The organism is Martinezella sp. CNPSo 3964 (assembly GCF_057784375.1).
The window spans coordinates 882,930-905,572 of the sequence record NZ_JBXSOW010000001.1 but is presented as its reverse complement, the minus strand read 5'-3'; the positions used below and the strand labels follow the sequence as shown (position 1 = coordinate 905,572).

At 60.7% G+C, this 22,643-nt stretch carries 18 protein-coding genes; 15 read left to right on the top strand and 3 right to left on the bottom strand.

Annotated elements, in window-relative coordinates:
* Positions 1-6: 6 nt before the first annotated feature.
* The gene (locus tag AC13Q5_RS04400) at positions 7-495 is read left to right on the top strand and encodes a YcgN family cysteine cluster protein (protein WP_075852611.1); all 489 of its coding nucleotides are present in this window, start codon (positions 7-9) and stop codon (positions 493-495) included.
* On the opposite strand, the gene AC13Q5_RS04395 is transcribed toward AC13Q5_RS04400, so the two are convergent.
* Positions 473-802, bottom strand: coding sequence for an MmcQ/YjbR family DNA-binding protein (locus tag AC13Q5_RS04395; RefSeq protein WP_488500931.1), 330 nt, complete (start codon positions 800-802; stop codon positions 473-475). The genes AC13Q5_RS04400 and AC13Q5_RS04395 overlap by 23 nt on opposite strands.
* Before the next feature lie 156 nt (positions 803-958).
* On the opposite strand from AC13Q5_RS04395, the gene AC13Q5_RS04390 reads away from it, so the two are divergent.
* The 13 genes from AC13Q5_RS04390 (at position 959) to AC13Q5_RS04330 (ending at position 16,058) form a co-directional block, all read left to right on the top strand.
* The gene (locus AC13Q5_RS04390; RefSeq protein WP_488500930.1) at positions 959-1,267 is read left to right on the top strand and encodes a Dabb family protein; all 309 of its coding nucleotides are present in this window, start codon (positions 959-961) and stop codon (positions 1,265-1,267) included.
* 565 nt (positions 1,268-1,832) lie between these two features.
* Positions 1,833-2,087 carry a hypothetical protein gene (locus AC13Q5_RS04385; protein ID WP_075852053.1) on the top strand — a complete coding sequence of 85 codons (255 nt, stop codon included), beginning with the start codon at positions 1,833-1,835 and terminating at the stop codon, positions 2,085-2,087.
* Positions 2,088-2,209: 122 nt separating this feature from the next.
* The gene (locus AC13Q5_RS04380) at positions 2,210-2,881 is read left to right on the top strand and encodes a response regulator transcription factor (protein ID WP_069616084.1); all 672 of its coding nucleotides are present in this window, start codon (positions 2,210-2,212) and stop codon (positions 2,879-2,881) included.
* Positions 2,871-4,268, top strand: coding sequence for an ATP-binding protein (locus AC13Q5_RS04375; RefSeq protein ID WP_457879842.1), 1,398 nt, complete (start codon positions 2,871-2,873; stop codon positions 4,266-4,268). The genes AC13Q5_RS04380 and AC13Q5_RS04375 overlap by 11 nt, the downstream gene beginning before the upstream one ends.
* Before the next feature lie 91 nt (positions 4,269-4,359).
* Positions 4,360-4,791 carry an RT0821/Lpp0805 family surface protein gene (locus tag AC13Q5_RS04370; RefSeq protein WP_075852055.1) on the top strand — a complete coding sequence of 144 codons (432 nt, stop codon included), beginning with the start codon at positions 4,360-4,362 and terminating at the stop codon, positions 4,789-4,791.
* 195 nt (positions 4,792-4,986) lie between these two features.
* A complete protein-coding gene (ccmI, locus tag AC13Q5_RS04365) occupies positions 4,987-6,129 on the top strand; it encodes a c-type cytochrome biogenesis protein CcmI (RefSeq protein ID WP_488500929.1) in 1,143 nt (380 codons plus the stop codon).
* Positions 6,126-6,575, top strand: a complete 450-nt coding sequence (ccmE, locus tag AC13Q5_RS04360) for a cytochrome c maturation protein CcmE (RefSeq protein WP_075852057.1) — start codon at positions 6,126-6,128, stop codon at positions 6,573-6,575. The genes ccmI and ccmE overlap by 4 nt, the downstream gene beginning before the upstream one ends.
* A complete protein-coding gene (locus tag AC13Q5_RS04355; RefSeq protein WP_488500928.1) occupies positions 6,572-8,560 on the top strand; it encodes a heme lyase CcmF/NrfE family subunit in 1,989 nt (662 codons plus the stop codon). Before ccmE ends, AC13Q5_RS04355 begins: the two co-directional genes overlap by 4 nt.
* A complete protein-coding gene (locus tag AC13Q5_RS04350) occupies positions 8,557-9,063 on the top strand; it encodes a cytochrome c-type biogenesis protein (RefSeq protein WP_488500927.1) in 507 nt (168 codons plus the stop codon). The genes AC13Q5_RS04355 and AC13Q5_RS04350 overlap by 4 nt, the downstream gene beginning before the upstream one ends.
* 168 nt (positions 9,064-9,231) lie before the next feature.
* The gene (locus AC13Q5_RS04345) at positions 9,232-10,788 is read left to right on the top strand and encodes a Do family serine endopeptidase (protein ID WP_488500926.1); all 1,557 of its coding nucleotides are present in this window, start codon (positions 9,232-9,234) and stop codon (positions 10,786-10,788) included.
* Between the two features lie 104 nt (positions 10,789-10,892).
* Complete coding sequence (locus tag AC13Q5_RS04340; RefSeq protein ID WP_075852060.1) at positions 10,893-11,651, top strand: response regulator transcription factor; 759 nt, start codon at positions 10,893-10,895, stop codon at positions 11,649-11,651.
* A complete protein-coding gene (locus AC13Q5_RS04335; protein ID WP_488500925.1) occupies positions 11,648-13,063 on the top strand; it encodes a sensor histidine kinase in 1,416 nt (471 codons plus the stop codon). Before AC13Q5_RS04340 ends, AC13Q5_RS04335 begins: the two co-directional genes overlap by 4 nt.
* 40 nt (positions 13,064-13,103) lie before the next feature.
* A complete protein-coding gene (locus AC13Q5_RS04330) occupies positions 13,104-16,058 on the top strand; it encodes a bifunctional [glutamine synthetase] adenylyltransferase/[glutamine synthetase]-adenylyl-L-tyrosine phosphorylase (RefSeq protein ID WP_488500924.1) in 2,955 nt (984 codons plus the stop codon).
* Here AC13Q5_RS04330 and AC13Q5_RS04325 read toward each other — a convergent pair whose 3' ends face one another.
* Both AC13Q5_RS04325 and pepN read right to left on the bottom strand, forming a co-directional pair.
* Entirely contained in the window at positions 16,059-18,374 is a 2,316-nt protein-coding gene (locus tag AC13Q5_RS04325) for a PAS domain-containing sensor histidine kinase (protein WP_075852063.1), read from the bottom strand.
* A 229-nt stretch (positions 18,375-18,603) separates the two neighbouring features.
* Positions 18,604-21,252, bottom strand: coding sequence for an aminopeptidase N (pepN, locus tag AC13Q5_RS04320; protein WP_488500923.1), 2,649 nt, complete (start codon positions 21,250-21,252; stop codon positions 18,604-18,606).
* A gap of 471 nt (positions 21,253-21,723) precedes the next feature.
* Between pepN and AC13Q5_RS04315 the strand changes: the two genes are divergently transcribed.
* Positions 21,724-22,575, top strand: coding sequence for a hypothetical protein (locus AC13Q5_RS04315; RefSeq protein ID WP_488500922.1), 852 nt, complete (start codon positions 21,724-21,726; stop codon positions 22,573-22,575).
* The last annotated feature ends 68 nt before the right edge of the window (positions 22,576-22,643 follow it).

Genomic DNA, 22,643 nt, shown 5'->3' with positions numbered 1-22,643 from the left:
ACGATGATGACAGACGAGATACCCTTCTGGAAAAGCAAGACCCTGACGGAGATGACTTCGTCGGAATGGGAGAGCCTTTGCGACGGCTGTGGCCTCTGTTGTCTCAACAAGCTTGAGGAGTGGGATAGCGGCGATGTTTATTTCACCTCGATCCGCTGCAAGCTGATGGATGGCGAAAGCTGTCGTTGCACCAGCTATCCGAACCGTTGGGATTTCGTGCCCGATTGCGTGCAGCTGACACCAGAGAAGGTGCCGGAGCTGGAATGGCTGCCGCCCACCTGCGCCTATCGCCTCGTCAATGATGGCCGCGATCTCTACTGGTGGCATCCGTTGATATCAGGCGATCCGGAGACGGTGCACATTGCTGGCGTTTCCGCCCGAGGCCGCACGGTCAGCGAGAACGATGTCGATCTCGACGATTTCGAGGACTATGTCGTCGACTGGCCGTTGACCGTTGAAGACGACATGATGCCTAATCCTCCGGCAAAGCCATAGATTTCGGTGCTACGTTCCGCCATGCGCGGCGCACCAGCATCCTGACCTCCTCATCGTCGGCATCGTGGTGGGAAAGCTGCGTCCAGCCCTTCAGGCCCCAGCCGTCGGTCACAGGAGCGACGCGCGTCGGTGAGGTTGCCAGAGCTATCTGCTGCTGGTCCGGCGTCAGTTTGACGACGCAGAAATCCGGTCCCCGGAGTGTCATGAAGATCTTGCCCCGCACGCGAAAGTCACGGGTGTCGAAATGAGAGCCCTCTGCCGTTTCCGGCAAGCCAAGGGCGAGCGATATGAGCTCTTCGTCGGTCATGGCCGCGACAATATCATGTCCTGCCGCCTCGCGAAAAATGGCAGCTCGCACAGGGTGCGACCAAACGGTCTCGCGGGTGAGATAGTCAGTTTATTGAACTGAACTTGTCCACATGGTATCGCGCCTTGCCCTCGCATATGTACAAGGAGCCGCCGCGTGATCCGTCATATCGTCTTCTTCACCGTTCCCGATCGCGCCAAGCTTGAGGAAGTCCGTTCCGGCCTCTCGATCCTTGCCGCCATTCCGCACGCGCGGCTTTTGGAGATCGGCACGAACGTCAAGACCGATCAACTCGGAACCGAAGTCGATCTCGTCGTCTACGGCGAATTCGACGACGAAGCGGCATTGGCAGCTTACAAGGCCCATCCGAATTACCAGCGGTCCATCGAGCGCGTTCGTCCACTGCGCGAAATGCGCATTGCTGCAGACTACGAAACGGTGACGGCCGTCCGTGAACCTTTCTGAACGTCGGGCGCCGGACAGGACCATTTCCTGCCAGCCATTTCAACGGATTGGGCACGCGAGCGGAATCGGATTGTTGGCGAGCGGATTCTCGGCTTGAGGTTCTTGAATCAACTTTTGAAGCCCCGGACTCAACTTGAGAGGAAATTGCGGCAAGCGATTCAAAGGACTCAAGGAAATCGCCACGCCTTATGTCGATAAGGCGCCTGCAGGCCGGTTGCATTGGCCACGAGCGGCGACGTTTCATGTCGCATCCATGAGCCGATAGTAAGCAGGAATGATTAAAAATGGCTAAGCCTGCCGCCTCGAGCATGGTGCCCGCGAACCCGAATATGTAACGAGTCAGGTATATCGCCGATAGATTGTATCGATGCGGCGCGCTGAAACGACAGTCGGTTGCTGTCGCGACGACGTTGCGACTTCGAATTCAATAATTTCAATGCCTTGGCGTCTCGGTCGGGCGATCCGTGCGCCCGGCTGGCCGAAAATTACGGCCCATTCATTTGCCATTCAGACGTGTTTGGGTAAATAATCGACCAAGTTAATATCCCTGTGGGAAGTCCGAAGCATGGCCTCATTTTCAAGCATAGCAGCAGCGGCCCTCGTTCTGGCCGGCTCGTCTGTTCTGCCGGCGCCAGCGCCGACGTCGACCCTGGTCGCCCGCGCCAACAGCGATTGCAGTGAGGCGGCTGAGGAGGTCGTGGCCAAGACCGGCGGCCAGCTTCTCTCGGCACAACCGTCCGGCGACAGCTGCATCATCACCGTTCTCGTTCAGGGCAACGGCCAGCGCCCGCGCAAAGTGACGATGAAGGTTCCGATGTGATGCGAGGCATTTTGGCACCAACCTAAAGCCTTGAATCTCACACAAAATCTTATTGTTTCCGTGATTCCACTGCAGCACGATTTACAGTACTGTTTCTCGAACCGGGGAAATTGGATTCAGACATGCGCATTCTCATAGTCGAAGACGATATCAACTTGAACCGCCAGCTTGCCGAGGCCTTGAAGGAGGCGGGCTATGTGGTCGATACGGCCTTTGATGGCGAGGAGGGGCATTTCCTAGGCGATACCGAACCTTACGACGCGATCATCCTGGATATCGGCCTGCCTGAAATGGATGGCATTACCGTGCTTGAAAAATGGCGTGGTGCCGGACGCACCGTGCCGGTACTGATCCTGACCGCCCGCGACCGCTGGAGCGACAAGGTGGCCGGCATCGATGCCGGCGCGGACGATTACGTCGCCAAGCCTTTCCATGTCGAGGAAGTGCTCGCGCGCATCCGTGCGCTCATCCGCCGCGCCGCGGGTCACGCCTCTTCGGAAATCGTCTGCGGCCCGGTGCGCCTCGACACCAAGAGCTCGAAGGCGACCGTGGACGGCAAGCCGCTGAAGCTCACCTCGCACGAATACCGCCTGCTTGCCTATCTCATGCATCACAAGGGCGAGGTCGTCTCGCGTACCGAGCTGGTCGAGCATATGTACGATCAGGATTTCGACCGCGATTCCAATACGATTGAAGTTTTTGTCGGACGCCTTCGCAAGAAGATGGGCGTCGATCTGATCGAGACGGTCCGTGGCCTTGGTTACCGAATCCAAGCTCCGACCAATGCGAATTAAGTCGCTCACCGCGCGCGTCCTGCTGCTGACCACACTTTGGTCGGCGGTGGCGCTGGTGGTGATCGGCCTCGTCATCTCCAATATCTATCGCAAGAGCGCCGAGCGTGGCTTCCAGGATCTCCTGCGCGCCCAGCTCTATAACGTCATCAACTCGGTGACGATCGGCGATCAGGGCGCCTTAGCCGGCAGCCCGCAGCTCGGGGACCTGCGCTTCGCGCAGCCGAAGACCGGTTGGTACTGGATGGTCGAGCCGCTCGGTACCTATACGGCGACACCGCTGGTCTCGCCGTCGCTTGGCGCGTCGAACCTGCCAGTGCTCTCGGTGCTGGAGGCGCCCTTCGACAAGAACTACGAGCGCTACTATATTGTTACCGATGCCTTCGGAAACCGGGTGCAGGTGGCCGAAACCGAAGTTGTGCTCGATACGGACGGCCGCGCCGCGCGTTTCCGCGTGACCGGCAATGTCGCCGTGGTCGAGGACGACGTGCGCAATTTCTCCCACAGCCTTTATTTCGCGCTAGTCGGCTTCGGTGTCGGCAGTCTGATCGTTAATGCGCTCGCCATTCTCTACGGTCTGAAGCCGCTCGATAAGGCGCGCGCAGCGCTGGAACGCATCCGCGCCGGCGAGAGCGAGCGACTGCAGGGCGATTTCCCGCGTGAGATCCTGCCGCTCGCCAATGAGATCAATGCGTTGATCGACAGCAACCGGCGTATCGTCGAGCGCGCCCGCATGCAGGTCGGCAATCTCGCGCATTCGCTGAAGACGCCGATCGCGGTACTGCTCAACGAATCCCGTGTCCTTGAGCGATCACATGGTGATCTGGTGAAGAACCAGGCCGAGGTCATGCAGGGGCAGGTGCAATCCTATCTTAATCGTGCCCGCATCGCCGCCCAGCGCGAATCCGTACTGGCGCGCACCGAAGCCGAGCCGGCGCTGGAACGGCTTGTTCGCGTCATGCGGCGGCTGAACGCCGACAAGGAGTTCGAACTTTCCGTCTCGCCCAATCTGGCGCTCGCCATGGAGCAGCAGGATCTGGAGGAGACAGTCGGCAATCTCCTCGAAAATGCCGCCCGCTTTGCCGAACACAAGGTGCGCCTGAGCGCAAACGAGGCGTCGGCCGAGGTCAAGGGCCTCGATCCGGCGCGGCGCCACTGGGTGGAACTGATTGTTGAGGACGATGGCCCAGGTCTGGAACCGGATCAGATCCGCGAAGCCATGAAGCGCGGGCGCAGGCTGGATGAAAGCAAGCCCGGCACCGGGCTTGGCCTGTCGATCGTCAGCGAGATCACGAATGAATATCAAGGCCGTTTCGAGCTCTCCCGGGGTGCCTGGGGCGGGCTTCGGGCGAGCCTAATTTTGCCGGGCCTGACGAAGGATGTTGCGTGAGGAACGGCATGATGCCAAAAAGACGTTGTGGGTCATGATGATGCCGCAGCGCAGTACCTATGGTTTTGCTTTTTGATACTGGTTCGGTTGTATGAAGCTTCGTACCTTTTTTCTAATTGTCCCCTCTCTTTTCGCGGCGATTGCGCTTTCAGGTTGCTCGACGACGAGCGGCTTGGGGGGCGGCAAGAGCCTGTTTTCGTCAGCGAAACCTCCGGCCTCCGCAACCTTCATCAATGCTCTTGATGGTGGCATCGTCGAGCGTACCGGCATCAAGCTCAGCGACAATGACAAGCAGCGCGCGCTGGAAGCCGAATATCGGGCGCTTGAGACCTCGCCTCTTGGCCAGCCTGTGGCATGGAAGGGTAGGAATGCAAGTGGCGAGGTTGTTCCCGCTGCACCCTATCAGGTCGGTTCCCAGAATTGCCGGCAATATACCCATACCGTTACCGTTGACGGCAAGCCGACGACGGCGCGGGGAGCGGCCTGCCGCAATGACGACGGTACCTGGACGCCGCTCGATTAAAGCAATTCCAGGAAAAGTGCGCAGCGGTTTTCCGTCCGGAATTGCGTAAAAACAAAGGATGGAGCATTTCGCGATTCGAAGAAAAGCGAAAAGGCTCCAGGTTTCCGCGCCGAAAGGCGCGGCCAAACGCCTCAAATCTTCGTCAGTGAGCCTTTCCTGGTTGGAATAAGCGCCCCGTTAAAGTATTGGGCGTCTATGCTGTTCTGGATTCTCGTGGCCGTTCTTACGGCGGTTGTCGGCGCTGTGCTGCTCTATCCTCTTCTGCGTGGTGCGAAGGAGGCGGAGGACTGTCGTTCCGGCGAGGCCGAGGTCTATCGCGATCAGCTTCGTGAATTGGAGCGCGATCTTGCCGGTGGCCTCATCTCCGCGCAGGAGGCCGGCTATGCCCGTGCCGAAATCGGACGGCGCCTTATTGCTGCGGCGAAGGACGAGAAGACGGCAGCGAAATCGCCTGCGCATGGCAGCTATCGTCTTGCCCAGGCCTTCATCATCGTCGTTCTTCCGGCGGTGGGTCTCTGTCTCTATCTTACCAATGGCGATCCCGGCCTGCCGTCGCAGCCGTTGGAAGCGCGGCTGGAGAAGCCCGGAAACGATCTTGCCATCTCGATCGTCAAGATCGAGCAGCATCTCGCCAAGAATCCGGATGACGCCAAGGGCTGGGAAGTTCTTGCGCCGATCTATTTCAAGACCAACCGCATCGGCGATGCGGAGCTGGCTTACCGCAACGTCATCCGCCTGCTGGGGCCGAACGCGACCCGCCTTGGTGATCTGGGCGAGGTACTGGTCGTCAAGGCCAATGGCATTGTGACGGCGGAGGCGCGCAGCGTGCTGCAGCAATCCCTGGCGCTCGATGCCGCCAATCCTCGCACGATGTTCTATCTGGCGCTGGCGCTGGAGCAGGAAGGCAAGGCGGCCGATGCGAAGACTGCCTTTGAGGCTCTGGCGAAACAATCGCCGCCGGACGCGCCCTGGCTTGCTGCCGTCAACGAGCACATCGTCAAGAATGGCGGCCAGGCGATAGCCTCCGCCAATGCCAACGCACCCGGCAATCCGACCACGGAGGACGTCGCTGCGGCCAATGCGCTGAGCAGCGGCGATCGCCAGCAGATGATCCGCGGCATGGTCGACAGCCTCGATGCCAAGCTCAAGGAAGATCCGAAGAATTTCGAAGGCTGGATGCGATTGATCCGCTCCTATGCGGTGCTGAATGATCGGGAGCGTGCAGCGGATGCGTTGAAGCGCGGTCTCGTGGCCTTTCCGGCCGATGGAGGAGAAGGCCAGCAGCTTCTGGCGCTGGCGAAGGAATTGGGACTGCCGACGGAGGTGAAGCAGCAATGACCCGCAAGCAGAAACGCCTGGCTGTGATTGCCGGCGGCATGGGGTTCATCGCCGCCGCCGTGCTGCTTGTCCTCTTCGCCTTCAGCCAGTCGGTCGCCTATTTCTACATGCCGGCCGATCTTGCCAAGACACCGGTCAATGCGGGCACGCTGATCCGTCTTGGAGGCCTCGTCGGTGAGGGATCGATCGTGCGTGGTCAGGGCACGCAGGTTCAGTTCTCTGTCACGGATGGCACCGATACGATCAAGGTGAAATACGACGGCATCCTGCCGGATCTCTTCCGTGAAGGGCAGGGCGTGGTCACCGAAGGCAAGTTCGAACCGGGCAGCGACGTTTTCATTGCCGATAGCGTGCTTGCCAAGCATGATGAGCGCTACATGCCGAAGCAGGTCGCCGACAAGCTGAAGGCCGACGGCGTGTGGAAGGGCGAGGAGGCCAGCCAATGATCATCGAGCTCGGACATTATGCCCTCGTGCTGGCGCTCGCGACCGCGCTGATCGTCTCCATCCTGCCTGTCGTCGGCGCCCGGCGGGGCGACGTGTCGATGATGGATATCGCCCCGGTAGGCTCGATCGTCATGTTCCTGCTGGTTGCTTTCTCCTTCGGCGTGTTGACCTATGCCTATGTCGCCTCCGATTTCTCCGTCCTCAACGTCTGGGCCAATTCCCATTCGCTGATGCCGCTGATCTTCAAGATCTCCGGCGTTTGGGGCAATCACGAGGGATCGATGATGCTCTGGCTGCTGATCCTGGCGCTGTTCAGCGCGCTTGTGGCCCTATACGGCCGCAATCTGCCCGATGTGCTGCGCGCCAATGTGCTGGCTGTTCAGGCCTGGATCTCCTCGGCCTTTCTGGTCTTTATCCTGCTCACCTCCAATCCCTTCATTCGGCTCAACCCGGCTCCGGCCGAGGGCAAGGACCTCAACCCGGTCCTGCAGGATATCGGGCTGGCGATCCATCCGCCCTTGCTCTATCTCGGCTATGTCGGCTTTTCCGTCTGCTTCTCTTTTGCCGTCGCCGCACTTCTGGAAGGGCGTATCGATGCCGCCTGGGCGCGCTGGGTCCGTCCCTGGACGCTGGCTGCGTGGAGCTTCCTGACGCTTGGCATCGCCATGGGCTCCTATTGGGCCTATTACGAGCTCGGCTGGGGCGGCTGGTGGTTCTGGGATCCGGTGGAAAACGCCTCCTTCATGCCCTGGCTCGCCGGCACGGCGCTGCTGCATTCGGCACTCGTCATGGAAAAGCGTGACGCGCTGAAGATCTGGACGGTGCTGCTTGCCATCCTCACCTTCTCTCTGTCGCTGCTCGGCACCTTCCTCGTCCGGTCCGGCGTGCTGACGTCAGTCCATTCCTTCGCCAGCGACCCGACGCGCGGTATCTTCATTCTCTGCATTCTCCTCGTCTTCATTGGCGGCGCGCTGTCGCTCTTCGCTTTGCGGGCGCCGAAGCTTGCCGCCGGCGGATTGTTCGCGCCGATCTCGCGCGAGGGCGCGCTGGTGCTGAACAACCTGATCCTGACGGTTGCCTGTGGCACGGTGTTGACCGGCACGCTCTATCCGCTGGCGCTCGAAACCCTGACCGGCGACAAGATCTCCGTTGGCCCGCCCTTCTTCAATATGACGTTCGGCCTGCTGATGACGCCGATCCTGGTCGCCGTGCCCTTCGGCCCGCTGCTTGCGTGGAAGCGCGGCGATTTGCTCGGCGCGTTGCAGAGGCTTTATGTCATTGCAGGCTTGGCCTTCCTGGCCGGCCTTGTCCTGTTCTATGTCGAGCATGGTGGGCCGGTGCTGGCCGCTCTCGGTCTCGCCGCCAGCTTCTTCCTCGTCTTCGGCGCCTTGGCCGATCTCTGGTATCGCGCCGGCGTCGGCAAGGTGGCGGCTGGCGTCGCCTGGCGCCGCCTGAGCGGGCTGCCGCGCTCTGCTTTCGGCACCGCCCTTGCCCATGCCGGCCTTGGCATCACTGTCCTCGGCATCGTCGCCGTGACGACCTTCGAGGGGGAGCACATCACCAGCATGAAGCCGGGCGAGATGGCAGAGCTTGGTGGCTACAGCCTGCGCTTCGACGGCATGCAGCCGGCAGTCGGCCCCAACTATACCGAGGAGCGGGCTCATTTCACAGTCAGCCGCGGCGGTGTCGCTTTCGCCGAGATGTCTTCTTCCAAGCGCGTCTTCACCGCAAGCCGCACGGCGACCACCGAATCCGGCATTCTCACGCTCGGTCTCAACCAGCTCTATGTGTCGGTCGGCGACGCCAGCAAGGATGGCGGCATGGTGGTGCGCATCTGGTGGAAGCCGTTCATCCTTTGCATCTGGATGGGCGCGCTCGTCATGGCGATCGGCGGTTTCGTATCGCTCAGTGATCGCCGCCTGCGGGTCGGCGCGCCGAGCCGCAAGGCGAAACCGGTCAATCCGGCCATGGAGCCGGCCGAATGAACAGCTATCGGCTGACATCGCGCGTTGCCGGCCCCCGCAGTCTTGGCGGCACCATGCGGCTTCTTCTTTGCCTTGTTGCACTTCTGGCGCCGATGAGCGCTTTTGCCGTCAATCCCGATGAAGTTCTGCCCGATCCGGCCTTGGAGGCACGGGCGCGCACGATCTCGGCCGAATTGCGCTGCATGGTCTGCCAGAACCAATCCATCGATGATTCCAACGCCGATCTCGCGCGCGACCTGCGCTTGCTGGTGCGAAAACGCCTCGCCGATGGCGATACCGATCAGCAGGTACTCGATTACATCGTCGCGCGCTACGGCGAGTTCGTGCTGCTCAAGCCGCGCCTGAGCGAAAAGACCTATATCCTCTGGGGAGCGCCGATCGCACTCTTTCTAATAGGCGGACTGGCCCTTGCCGTCTATGCCCGTCGCCGCACTGGCAAGCCCACCGGCAAGCCTTTGAGTGCTGAAGAAGAGGCGCAATTGAAGGACATTCTGGGGAAGTGACGCGGCGATCATCTTTCGTCGTGACATTGCAACGATTTCCTTACATTACGAATTTTTCATGGGGCGGACAGTTCGTTGTAAGGTGCCGTGCCCTATATCTCTACCAAGACGAACCATAGCCGGTTCTGCCGGCGTAAATCCGACGAGAAAAGAGAAGGTAACTCGCATATGTTCAGGAATATCAAGGACACCTTGTCCCGCAGCACTGCTATGAAGGCTTCCGTCGTCGCCGGCCTCGCTGTCGCTGCCCTGGCAACGGGTGTTCCGGCTGTGGTCACCGGTGCCTATGCCGATGCCGTTAACGTTCAGGCGCCGCAGGTTCCGAGCTTTGCCAACGTGGTGGATGCCGTATCGCCGGCCGTCGTTTCGGTCCGCGTCGAATCCCGCGTCAACCCGGTTGCCGACGAAGATGATTCCTTCGGTCTCGGCCGTGGCTTCGACGACCTTCCGGACGATCACCCGCTGAAGAAGTTCTTCCGTCAGTTCGAGCAGCAGCAGGGCCGCGGCCAGCAGCATGGCCAGAACCAGCAGAAGAACTCCGACGACAAGGGCCGTCTGCGCCCGGTCGCCCAAGGATCCGGCTTCTTTGTCTCCGAAGACGGCTACATCGTCACCAACAATCACGTGGTCTCCGACGGCGCCGCTTTCGTCGTCGTTCTTAACGACGGCACCGAGCTCGACGCCAAGCTCGTCGGTAAGGATAGCCGCACGGATCTCGCCGTCCTGAAGGTTGATCCCAAGGGCAAGAAATTCACCTATGTCGGTTGGGCCGATGATTCCAAGGTCCGCGTCGGCGATTGGGTCGTTGCCGTCGGCAACCCGTTCGGTCTTGGTGGCACCGTCACGGCCGGTATCGTCTCGGCTCGCGGCCGCGACATTCATTCCGGCCCTTACGATGATTACATCCAGATTGATGCACCGGTGAACAAGGGCAACTCGGGTGGCCCGACCTTCAATCTCAATGGCCAGGTGGTCGGCATCAACACCGCCATCTTCTCGCAGTCGGGCGGCAGCGTCGGCATCGCGTTTGCAATTCCGGCGACCACCGCAAAGGATGTCGTGACCGATCTGATCAAGACCGGCACGGTTTCGCGCGGCTGGCTCGGCGTGCAGATCCAGCCCGTCACCAAGGATATCGCCGAATCCCTCGGCCTGTCCGAAGCGAGCGGCGCCCTGGTCGTCTCCCCGCAGGATGGTTCGCCGGGCCAGAAGGCCGGCATCAAGAACGGTGACGTCGTCACCGCTGTCAATGGTGATCCGGTCAAGGATCCTCGCGATCTCGCTCGCCGCATCGGCAACATGCAGCCGGGCTCCAAGGTCGAGGTTTCGCTGTGGCGCGGCGGCAAGTCGCAGTCTGTCACGGTTGAGCTCGGCACGTTGCCGGCTGATCAGAACCAGGCCTCCAATGACGACTCGCAGCCGGATCAGCAGCCGCAGCAGCCGTCCTCCGAGAAGGCGCTGGCTGACCTCGGCCTCACCGTCGGTCCTTCCGACGATGGTAAGGGCGTTGCGATCACCGCCGTCGACCCCGACTCCGATGCGGCCGACAAGGGCGTGAAGGAAGGCGAGAAGATCACGTCGGTCAATAACCAGCAGGTTTCGAACGCCGGCGACATCGCCAAGGTCATCGAGCAGGCGAAGAAGGATGGCCGCACGCGCGCCCTGTTCCAGATTCAGTCCGGTGACGGCAGCCGCTTCGTTGCCCTGCCGATCAACGCCGGTTGATCCTTTAAGCAGATGAAATGCATTGGGAAGCCGCGCAGGCCACGGCTTGCGCGGCTTCCTTTTTGGAACATATCAAAGATGACTGGCTCCAAGGCAGGTGAAAGATGACAACCGCTGGCCAACATGCCGTGAATTCCTCCGATTCTGGTTGTGCCGAGGCAGTCTCGGCAGGTAATGTCGCCCACATGAAGATTCTGATCATCGAAGACGATCTCGAGGCGGCGGCTTATCTCACTAAGGCGTTCCGTGAGGCCGGCATCATTGCCGATCACGCAAGCGACGGCGAGAGCGGTCTCTTCATGGGCACCGAGAACACCTACGATGTTGCCATCATCGACCGCATGTTGCCGCGCCGTGATGGTCTCTCCGTCATCAGCGAATTGCGTCGCAAGGGCGTGCATACGCCGGTTCTGATCCTTTCCGCGCTCGGCCAGGTCGATGATCGTGTCACGGGCCTGCGTGCCGGCGGCGACGATTATCTGCCGAAGCCCTATGCTTTCAGCGAATTGCTGGCGCGCGTCGAAGTGCTCGGCCGCCGCAAGGGCACGCCGGAGCAGGATGTCCTCTATCGCGTCGGCGATCTCGAGCTCGACCGCCTTTCGCATGAGGTCCGCCGCGGCGGCAAGGAAATCCTGCTGCAGCCACGCGAATTCCGCCTGCTGGAATATTTGATGAAGAATGCCGGCCAGGTCGTCACCCGCACGATGCTGCTCGAAAATGTCTGGGACTATCATTTCGATCCGCAGACCAACGTCATCGACGTTCACGTTTCGCGCCTGCGCTCCAAGATCGAGAAAGATTTCAGCCAGCCGCTGCTGAAGACGATCCGTGGCGCCGGTTACATGATCAAGGACGAGGGATGAGTCGCTTCCGCGTCCTCTTCAAGTCCACCGCAGTCCGACTTTCAGCCCTCTACATCCTTCTCTTCGCGCTCTGCGCCGCAACGCTGGTCTTCTACGTCACGGCCATGTCGGAACGGTTGCTGACGGGGCAGATTCGCGAGGCTGTCCAGCAGGAAGTCAATCAGGTCAAGCGCGCCTATGACATCGGCGGCCTGAACCTGCTGCTGCGGACCATGGAGCGCAGAGCCCGCCAGCCGGGCGCCAATCTCTATGTCATCGCAGGCCCTTCCGGCGATATCCTGGCGGGCAACGTCGCGTCTGTGCAGCCCGGCGTGCTTGGCGCCGCCGGCTGGACAGAGCTGCCTTTCATCTATGAGCGCTACACGGATGCGTCCAACGATCCTGAGCGTCAGCATCTGGCGATTGCCAACATTTTCATCCTCGACAATGGGCTGCGCATCCTGATTGGCCGCGACCTTGGCGAGCCGGAACGCTTCCGCGTGCTGGTGCGCCAGGCGCTGATGCTGGCGCTGGCGATCATGGGCCTCGGCGCACTGGTCATCTGGTTCGGCATTGGCCGCAACGCGCTGAAGCGCATCGACCGGATGACGGATGCCAGCCGCAAGATCATGGCCGGCGACCTCTCGCAGCGTCTCCCCGTTGGCGGTTCCGGTGATGAGTTCGACCGCATGTCGGCATCGCTGAATGCGATGCTGGGGCGCATCGAGAAGCTGAACGAGGGGCTGCGGCAGGTTTCCGACAATATCGCGCATGACTTGAAGACCCCGCTGACGCGCCTGCGCAACAAGGCCGCCGACGCGCTCGACAATGCCGACAGCGCGGGCCGCCGCACGGCGCTCGAGGGCATCATCGGCGAATCCGATCAGCTGATCCGCACCTTCAATGCACTGCTGATGATTTCCCGTGTCGAAGCCGGCTCCGTGGCTGCCGAAATGACGAGCGTCGACCTTTCCTCCATCGTTGCCGACACCGCCGAACTTTACGAACCGGTCGCTGAAGAGGCGGGTCTGACGCTGACGGCCGATATAGAGGCGAATATCGAAATTCAGGGCAATCGCGAGCTGATCGGTCAGGCACTCTTCAATCTTATCGACAATGCCCTCAAATATGCGACGGGCTGCAATGGTGAGCAGACGATAGTCTTCAAGCTCGTGCGTACGCATGACGCGGTCATGCTCGCCGTCGCCGACCACGGACCGGGCGTTCCCGCACATCAGCGTGCCGATGTCGTCAAGCGCTTCTTCCGCCTGGATGAAAGCCGCTCCAAGCCGGGAACTGGCCTTGGCCTTGCGCTGGTCGAAGCGGTCATGGAGCTGCATGGCGGTCGGCTAGAGCTTTCCGATACCGTACCCGACAGTCCCGACGCCAAGGGATTAACGGTCACCATGATCTTCCCCATGCAGAAACAATAGGTTAATCCTGCAGTATCCGCTTGCTGTTGGGGAGAGCTGCATGACGACGACGCAAAGCGATTTGCTGCGGGATGTTCCGCCCGGGCGGTTGCGGCCGCTGAACCAGGCGGAGGCGAAGTCTGCGCTGGCAGATCTCAAGCAGATCGCCGGCGGCGAGCCTGTCGTCGCCGATCTCCTTGCCGGTGAGAGCGCATTGCGGGATTTTATCGTCGCCGCGTTGGCATTGTCGCCTCATCTGCGTGAAATCGCCAATCTCGAACCGTCGTTGCTCGTCGCCGCGATCAATAAGCCGCTGTCGCCGCAGATCGAAGCTCTGGTCGAGGAGGCTCGGCAATCCTGGCTGCCGGCCGAGGGAGCTTCGCCCTCGGAATCCGAGGTGATGAGCCGTTTGCGTATCGCCAAGCGCCGCGTCGCCTTTCTGGTCGCACTCGCCGATCTCGCGCGCATCTATGACGGCAGGGTGACGACCCGTTGGTTGAGCCGGCTCGCGGAGGCTTCCATTTCCGCGGCCATCGACCATCTGTTGCTGTCATCGCATGAAGCCGGAAAGATCGTGGTCTCCGATCCTTCCGCTCCAAGCCGGAAATCCGGCCTGATCGTGCTCGGCATGGGCAAGCTCGGCGCCGAGGAGCTGAACTATTCCTCCGATATCGATCTGGTCGTCTTCTTCGACGAGATGGCGGGCATCGTTCCCGATCCCGATGATGCCATCGACATCTTTCCGCGGCTGATGCGGCGGCTGGTGCGCATCCTGCAGGAACGCACTGCGGATGGCTATGTCTTCCGCACCGATCTCCGTCTGCGCCCCGATCCCGGCTCGACGCCGCTTGCGATCCCGGTCGATGCGGCGATGATCTATTATGAGGGCAGGGGGCAGAACTGGGAGCGCGCCGCCTTCATCAAGGCCCGGCCCGTCGGCGGCGATGTCGCTGCCGGTCAGGCTTTCATCCGCGATCTCGTGCCCTTCGTCTTCCGCAAATATCTCGATTACGCCGCGATATCAGACATCCACTCCATCAAGCGGCAGATTCACGCGCATAAGGGGCATGGCGCGATCGCGGTCAAGGGACACAATGTCAAGCTCGGCCGCGGCGGCATTCGCGAGATCGAGTTCTTCGTGCAGACGCAGCAGCTGATCGCCGGCGGCCGCATGCCGGCCCTGCGCTGCCGGTCGACGGAGCAGACACTCGCCGAGCTGACGGAGGCGAAGTGGATCGACGCGGAAACCCGCGACGAGCTGGCAACGGCCTATTGGTTCCTGCGCGATGTCGAGCACCGAATCCAGATGGTGCGCGATGAGCAGACGCATCTGTTGCCGGAAACGGATGCCGAGCTGCGGCGCATCGCCTACATGATGGGCTTTGCCGACGTATCGGCTTTCTCTGAAGCTCTGGTGACGACGCTGAAGACGGTCGAGCGTCGCTATGCGCGCCTCTTCGAGCAGGAAACCAAGCTGTCGACCGAAACCGGCAATCTGGTCTTTACCGGCCAGGGAGATGATCCCGACACGCTGGAGACGCTGCGCCGCCTCGGCTTTGAAAGACCATCCGACATCGCCAATGTCATCCGTACCTGGCACTACGGCCGATATCGCGCAACGCAATCGGTCGAGGCGCGCGAGCGGCTGACGGAGCTGACGCCGGAACTGCTGCGCGTCTTCGGTGAGAGCAAGCGTGCCGACAAGGCGCTGTTGCGTTTCGACAGCTTCATCTCCGGCCTGCCGGCGGGCATCCAGCTCTTCTCGCTGCTCGGGACCAATCCCGCGCTTCTCTCACTCATCGTCAACATCATGTCGTCGGCGCCGCGACTTGCGGAGATCATAGCCGCCAAGCCGCACGTTTTCGACGGCATGCTGGATCCGAGACTCATGGCCGAGCTGCCGACGCGCGATTATCTCGCCGAACGCCTCAAGAGCTTCCTGGCTCCGGCAAGGCACTATGAAGAGACACTCGACCTGCTGCGCATCTTCGCATCCGAACAACGCTTCCTGATCGGCATTCGGCTGCTGACGGGCGCGATTGGCGGCGTCATGGCGGCCCGCGCCTTCACCTACCTTGCCGATCTGATCGTCGAGGCGGCACTCGATGCTGTCATGAAGGAAATCCGGACAGCACACGGCGAATATCCCGGCGGCCGCATTGCCGTTGTCGGCATGGGCAAGCTCGGCAGCTTCGAGCTTTCGGCCGGCTCCGACATCGATATCATCCTGCTTTACGATTACGACGACACGGCCGGCGAATCCGATGGGCCTAAGCCGCTTGATGCGACGCGCTATTTCACCCGCATTACCCAGCGACTGATCGCGGCCCTTTCGGCGCCGACGGCCGAAGGCGTGCTCTACGAGGTCGATATGCGCTTGCGTCCCTCCGGCAACAAGGGGCCGGTCGCCACGCGCATCAATTCGTTCGAAAAGTACCAACGCGAGGAAGCCTGGACCTGGGAGCATATGGCGCTTTCGCGGGCGCGGCTGATCGGCGGCGACGAGGAATTGGTGAACGATGCGGAGCGTGTCATCGGCGAGGTTCTATCGACAAGGAGAGATGTCGCCAAGATCGCCAAGGATGTTCGCGAGATGCGTGCCCTGATCGAACAGGAAAAGCCGCCGGAAAGCATTTGGGATCTGAAGCTGATTCCCGGCGGCCTGATCGATATCGAGTTCATCGCGCAATATCTGCGGCTGATCGCGCCGGTCCACGGCGTCGGTATCGACGCAAACGGCCTCAGCACGGCCGAAGCGTTGAAATTGCTCGGTGGCAGCCTGATGGATCGCAATGATCTCGACGTTTGCCTGGAGGCCCTGCAACTCTACACGGAAGTATCGCAGCTTATCCGCCTTTGCATTGACGGCACGTTCGATCCGAAAAATACGCCTTCCGGCCTGATCGAGCTGGTCTGCCGCGCCGGCGATTGCCCTGATATCCGCACGCTGGAGGCCGAGCTGAAGCGCTTGTCGAAGGCGGTGCGGAAAATATTCCAGGCGACGGTTGGAAGCTGATCAGCGCTGATCCGGGATACGGATCGCGATAACGGTGCCGATGCCCTCGCGCGAGCGGATGCGCATGCGGCCATGATGCAGGGCGGTCAGTGATCTGGAAATGGCGAGCCCGAGGCCGGAGCCGCCCTTGCTCTTCGCATATTGGCTCTGCACCTGCTCGAAGGGCTGGCCGATCTTGCTCAGTGCCGATTTCGGTATGCCGATGCCGGTATCGGCGATGACGAGCATGACCGCATCGTCGACCCTGCGTGTGCGAACCGCGATGCGGCCGCCATCGTTGGTGAATTTCACCGCATTGGAGAGCAGGTTCAGCACGATCTGCTTCATTGCCCGCCGGTCGGCATTGAGCTTGATGTCGGAAGAAATGGTCTGCTCGACGAGAATGTTCTTCTGCGCGGCCGGAATACGGGTGAAACGCAGGCATTCCTCGATGAGCGGCGCGAGATTGATCGGCTCGCAGGAGAGCTTCATATGCCCGGCTTCGATCTTGGACATGTCGAGAATGTCGTTGATGACATTGAGCAAATGCTTGCCGCTGTCGTGAATGTCCTTGGCATATTCGTTGTAGCGGGCGGAACCGAGCGGACCGAACATCTGGTCCTGCAGGATTTCCGAGAAGCCGAGAATGGCATTGAGCGGCGTGCGCAGCTCGTGCGACATGTTGGCGAGGAATTCCGATTTGGCCTTGTTGGCGGCTTCGGCGCGTTCCTTCTCCGCGAGATAGTTGGTGTTGGCGGTCGAAAGCTCCGCCTTCTGCTTTTCCAGGATCTGTCGTGATGCGGAGAGATCGTTGATGGTTGCCATCAGCCGGCGTTCGGACTCGCGAAGACGCTCCTGATTGCGCTTCAGCTGCGTGATATCGGTGCCGACGGAGACGAGGCCGCCGTCGCGGGTGCGGCGTTCGTTGATCTGCAGCCAGCGCTCGTCGGCGAGCTGCACTTCCGTCGTCTGCGAATGGTTGGAGCGGCCGGGATCGACGATGCGACGCTCGATGACAGGGCGGGCGGCAGCGGCATTGACGACGGCGCGCTCGGTGCCGGGCACGAGCACATTGTCCGGCAAACCATAGGCCTGCTGGAAATGGGCATTGCACATCACGAGGCGATCGTTCTTGTCCCACAGCACGAAGGCTTCGGACGTACACTCGATCGCATCGGCCAGTCTCTGGTCGGCCTCGGCATAGCGTTGCGCCAGCCGGTGCTGTTCGGTCACATCCATGGCGATGCCGATCATGTGGACGCGGCCGGAATTGGTGCGGATCACCTGGGCGCGGGCGCGCATCCAGACATAATGCCCCTTGGCGTGGCGAATGCGCAGGATCTGGTCCACCTGGCCGGCATTACCGCGGGTGACTGTGCGAGCAAGCATATGCAGGCTGTTGTCATCCGGATGCATCAGCCGCGCCGCATCTGTAAAGGCGAGCGGCTTGTCGGCGACCGGCAGCCCCAGCATGTCGTACATCGACCGCGACCAGAAGAACTGGCGGCTGGTGAAATCGAAATCCCAGAGGCCGCAGCGTCCGCGCGACAGCGCGGTCTCGACCCTCAGGTTGGATTCAAGGAAGATTTCGTCCGCGTCCCTGGCGCGTTTCACCTGGGTGTAATAGGCGTAGAGGATGACGAGCAGGATGGAGGATATGCCGGCAAACAGCGTCACGTTCAGCGTCAGCTCGTCGCGCCAAAGCTTGTCGATCTGGTCCATCGATGCAGCCGACAGGATGAAATCGCCTTTGTCGCCGATCAGGGAAATCGCCGCATAGTAGGGTTCGCCGCCGATCATTGTCTCGATCACGCCGGCATGGTCCCCGAAACTGCGGATGGCCGACACTTCCGGAAAGAAGTCGGAGACCAGCATGCCGATATAGCCGGAGCCTGCCGCGGATGAACCGAACACCCGTCCGCTCGACTGCACGAGCAGAACGAAGGCGCCGATATCCAGCCGATCCTGCGGCAGGTAGGAGGCGAGTTTCCGCTCGGCGCCGCTGCGGTCGCCTGCCTGAAACAGGCTGGCGTCATTCGAAAAGGCTGCGGATGCGGCGGCGATGGAAAGCGAGGTCGTGCGGCGGGCGGACGCCGCCATCCGGCTATGTTCCGTGATCATGCCGAAGAAATGCGAGGCGGCGACGACCATCAGGAAGGAGACGATGAGGACGGGAATGATGCGCTTGAGAATATGTTCCGTCTGCGGAAAACGACGCGAAATCGTCTCTACCCGCACTCCGGTTCGATCGGTAACGCCGCTATGCCAGGATTTCAGACCGTCGAAATTAACACGCAGCCGTCCATCGGCCGCGGTTGCCCGCCGCACGTCCACCATCGCTTTAGCCTTGTCCCTCGTGTGATTCGCTGCGCCGCTCGCCCGAATCTGCCCTAATGAATCATTCGTGATTCGGCTTGTCCAGAGGGTGCGGTAAAACTTTCTTAACCATCTGCGATTTCAGCATATTTTACACACGCACCGGTAAGTTGCGCGCGTTCGGGACTCGTTCAAGCTGAAAAGGCCGATGCAAATCAGCCTTTGAAATCGGCACGCTCGGCGATCGAAATCACTCCTTCAGGATGCGATCCACAATGTCGCGCACATCGGTCGAAAGACCGCCTGCGCGCTCGATCCGCATCAGCGCCGAGCGGGCATGGTCGGCGCGCACTGGCTCCAACAGCCGCCAGGAGCGCATCGAAGTCAGGATGCGGGCCGCAAGCTGCGGGTTGCGCTGATCGATCTCGAGGATCTCGTCGGCGAGGAAATTGTATCCGGCGCCGTCAGCCCGGCCGAAGCCGGTGGGGTTCGCAAACGCAAAGGTGCCAACAAGCGCACGCACCCGGTTCGGATTCGTGCGCTTGAACAGCGGCGTTTCCATGAGCAGCCGAATACGCTCCAGCGCACCGGCGCCGGGGATCGCGGCCTGGATGGCGAGCCATTTGTCGATGACAAGCGCATTGTCCGCAAAGCGGTCGCGGAAATGCGCAAGCGCTGTCGCAGTCTCGGCAGCATCAGGGAAGCGCTGCGCCAGAATGGTCAGCGCGGCACTGAGATCGGTCATGTTGTTCGCGGCATCATAAGCCGCCTTGACTCGTGCCGGCGTCTCATCCAGCTGCGAGAGATAGCTTAGCGCCGCATTGCGCAGTGCACGGCGGCCGGCGCTTGCCGCATCCGGGTTGAAGAGACCTGGCGTCTGCATGCTGTCATAAAGCGCGGTGAAGACGGCTTTACCGGCCTCGGCGACCCGTTTGAGGATTGTCTGGCGCGCGGCATGAATGGCGTCCGGATCGTTATTGCCGCCAAGCTCGCGGGCAATATCGGCTTCGCTCGGCAAGGCGAGCGCTTGGGCGCGGAAGGCCGGCTCCAGGCTTTCGTCGGCTGCGGCCGCGAGCAATGCATCGGTGAAGGCTGGATCGCAGGTGATCTCGGCACCCTGGCGCGCATCGCGCGCCGCCTGCAAGAGGTTAGGCAGGCCGAGGTCGAGAAGCGCCTGCCAGCGGGCGAAATGATCGGTCTCGTAGCGGGCGATCAGTGCGAGATCGCTGGCGCTCTGGCTGAATTGCAGGTTGATCGGCGTCGAGAAGCTGCGATTGAGCGATAGGACCGGCCGCGAGGGAATGCCGTGGAACGTCACCGTCTGCGTCTGCTTCGTCAGGTGCAATACGTCGCCGGTCAGCTCGGCTCCGGTGACGGATGCCGGCGTGATGACGGTGCCGTCTTCGGCAAGCAAGCCCGTGCGCAGCGGAATGTGCATGGGCTTCTTGATGCTCTGGCCGGGCGTTGCCGGCACCATCTGCTCGAGCGACAGGGTGAACGTCTTGGCGTCGGCATCATAAGCGCCGGAGGCGGTGACGAGGGGCGTGCCGGCTTGATGATACCACAGCGAAAACTGCGCGAGATCGCGACTGCTGACATCTTCGAAGCACTTGACGAAGTCTTCGATCGTCACGGCCTGTCCGTCGTGCCGGTCGAAATAGAGGTCCATGCCCTTCTTGAACAGATCGCGGCCGAGCAGCGTCGCGATCATGCGTGTGACTTCGCTGCCCTTCTCATAGACCGTCGTCGTGTAGAAGTTGTTGATTTCGCGGTATTTCGTCGGGCGCACCGGATGGGCAAGCGGACCACTATCCTCCGGAAACTGTTCCGATTTCAGGTGTCGGACTTCGGCGATGCGCTTGACGGGACGCGACCGCTGGTCGGCGGAAAATTCGTGATCGCGATAGACGGTCAGGCCCTCTTTGAGGCAGAGCTGGAACCAGTCGCGGCAGGTGATACGGTTGCCCGTCCAGTTGTGGAAGTACTCATGCGCGATGATCGCTTCGATATTGGCGTAGTCGGCATCGGTTGCCGTCTCGGGATCGGCGAGCACGTATTTGTCGTTGAAGACGTTGAGACCCTTGTTCTCCATCGCCCCCATGTTGAAATCCGATACGGCGACGATCATGAAGATGTCGAGATCGTATTCGCGGCCGAACCGCTCCTCGTCCCACTTCATCGAGCGCTTCAGCGCATCCATGGCATAAGTCGCGCGCGGCTCCTTGCCGTGCTCGACATAGATCTTCAGCGCGACCTCACGGCCGGATAGGGTGGTGAACGTGTCTTCGACGACACCCAGATCGCCGGCAACCAGCGCAAAGAGATAGCTCGGCTTCGGATGCGGATCGAACCAGGCGGCGAAATGCCTGCCTTCGCCATAGCCGGCGCCACCGAGGAAATTGCCGTTCGACAGCAGCAGCGGATTGGCGGCCTTGTCGGCAATGATATTGACGGTGTAGGGCGCGAGAACATCCGGCCGGTCGGGGAAGTAGGTAATGCGGCGGAAACCTTCGGCCTCGCACTGCGTGCAATAGATGCCGCCGGTGCGATAGAGGCCCATAAGCTGGGTGTTGGCCTCGGGATTGATGACGGTCGTGATCGTCAGCTCGAAAGGCGTGCTTTCAGGCAGGTCGCGAATGGTCAGGCTTTCGGGCGTCGCATCATATTGTTCGGCTGGAAGTTCGCCCTGATCGAGCAGCAGGCCGGAGAGGACCAGTTCATCGCCATCGAGCACGAGGGGTGCCTTGGGATCGATACCTTCGCGACGATGGAAGATCAGCCTTGCCTCCACCTTGGTCTCAGTCGGATGCAGATCGAAGGTGAGGTCCACGCGTTCCAGAACGAAGTCGGTGGGACGATAGTCTGCCAGATTGATGATCTGGCCGGTGTCTGTACGCATGGTCTATCCTGATCAGGCTATGCTGTGGCGGGCGCAGTCCGAAGTCCTCCTCCAGACTGAAAGTGGCCGCATCATTACACCGAAATCTGAACCAAAGTTAAAGTCATATCGCAATGCCGATATGTTTTGTTATGGCACAACAAGTATTCGCTCGCCAGGCCGCTCTCATTTCAGCTATTCGAATGAAAACCGGTAACTCTCCGCCCGCATTTGCAGATTGGCAGTGCAATTGCTACCATAACGTTCAGGTGGATCATCATGACTGCATTACCGTCAAACGCAGGCCGTTACGGTAGGGAAACAATAATTTAAAGTAAATTATTTGTTTAACTTCTTGCGATATAAGAGCGCTTGCATAACTATAGCATGCTATTAGATGTCGGAATTATGATCGATTCCGGTGATTTCGTTCACAAAAATGAAACATCCACTTTCTGTTGCTTTTTAAGAAGGGCACCCCAGGAGGCCCGATTGAGTTTTCCCATCGAGCAACTTGCTCGTCATCCCAAGTTCGTAGCATCCCTGAGCTTTCTCTCCGAGACATTGCGTAACCGTTATGACAGCGGCCCAAGGGTTGCGCGCATGCTCGCTTCGCATCAGCGGTGGCTTTTGAGCCAGTCAGCCTATGCGCTTCATCTTGAATATGATCCGGCGGTCCCAGGCTCGGGCCTGACCGTTGTCGCGCTGCGTAACCTCATCACGCATTACCGCGTCGCCAGCCGCAATACGGTCCTGAGTTTCATAGAGGAATTGCTCACCTATCGCTTCCTGGAGCTGGCCCCCGGTCCCGCTCGCCGTCCGCGCCGTTACGTGCCGACTGAAACCACCTACTCGGCGATGTTCGGTTGGTATCTTGCCAATCTGGCCGCGCTCGATCTTCTTGACGATGGCGGCCGCGCGGCTGCACTGGTTGCGTCGCCCATGTTGATGGATCTGGCTCAGCCGCGCATGGCCCGCAATTGCCTGGCGACCGACATCTGGCGTGAACCGCCGGAAAGCGTTGCCCTGTTCCTCTGGACGGAGTCCGGCGGCCTAGTCGTCGACTACATCATGTCTAAGCTGGACCTCAGCGGAGAGGTCGTCGATCGAATCGATATCGGTCGTGTCGATGCTCGCGCGCTGGCGGCACATTTCATGATATCCCGCACCCATTTGCAGCGTCTCCTGCGCAAATCTGCCGATCGTGGGGATATCGGCTGGCATGACGAATCCAAGAAGACGCGTATGTGGATATCGCGCAATTTTCTCGATCAGTATTGCGGATGGCAGGCCGTGAAATTGGCAGCGGTCGATGAAGCTTTCGCTTGGGCGCGGTCCGCCTAGAGTGCAGGTCTCTCTTAGATTTGCCCGTTCGGCTCGAGCCGATGATCAGGCAGCGCAATTCTGCCGAT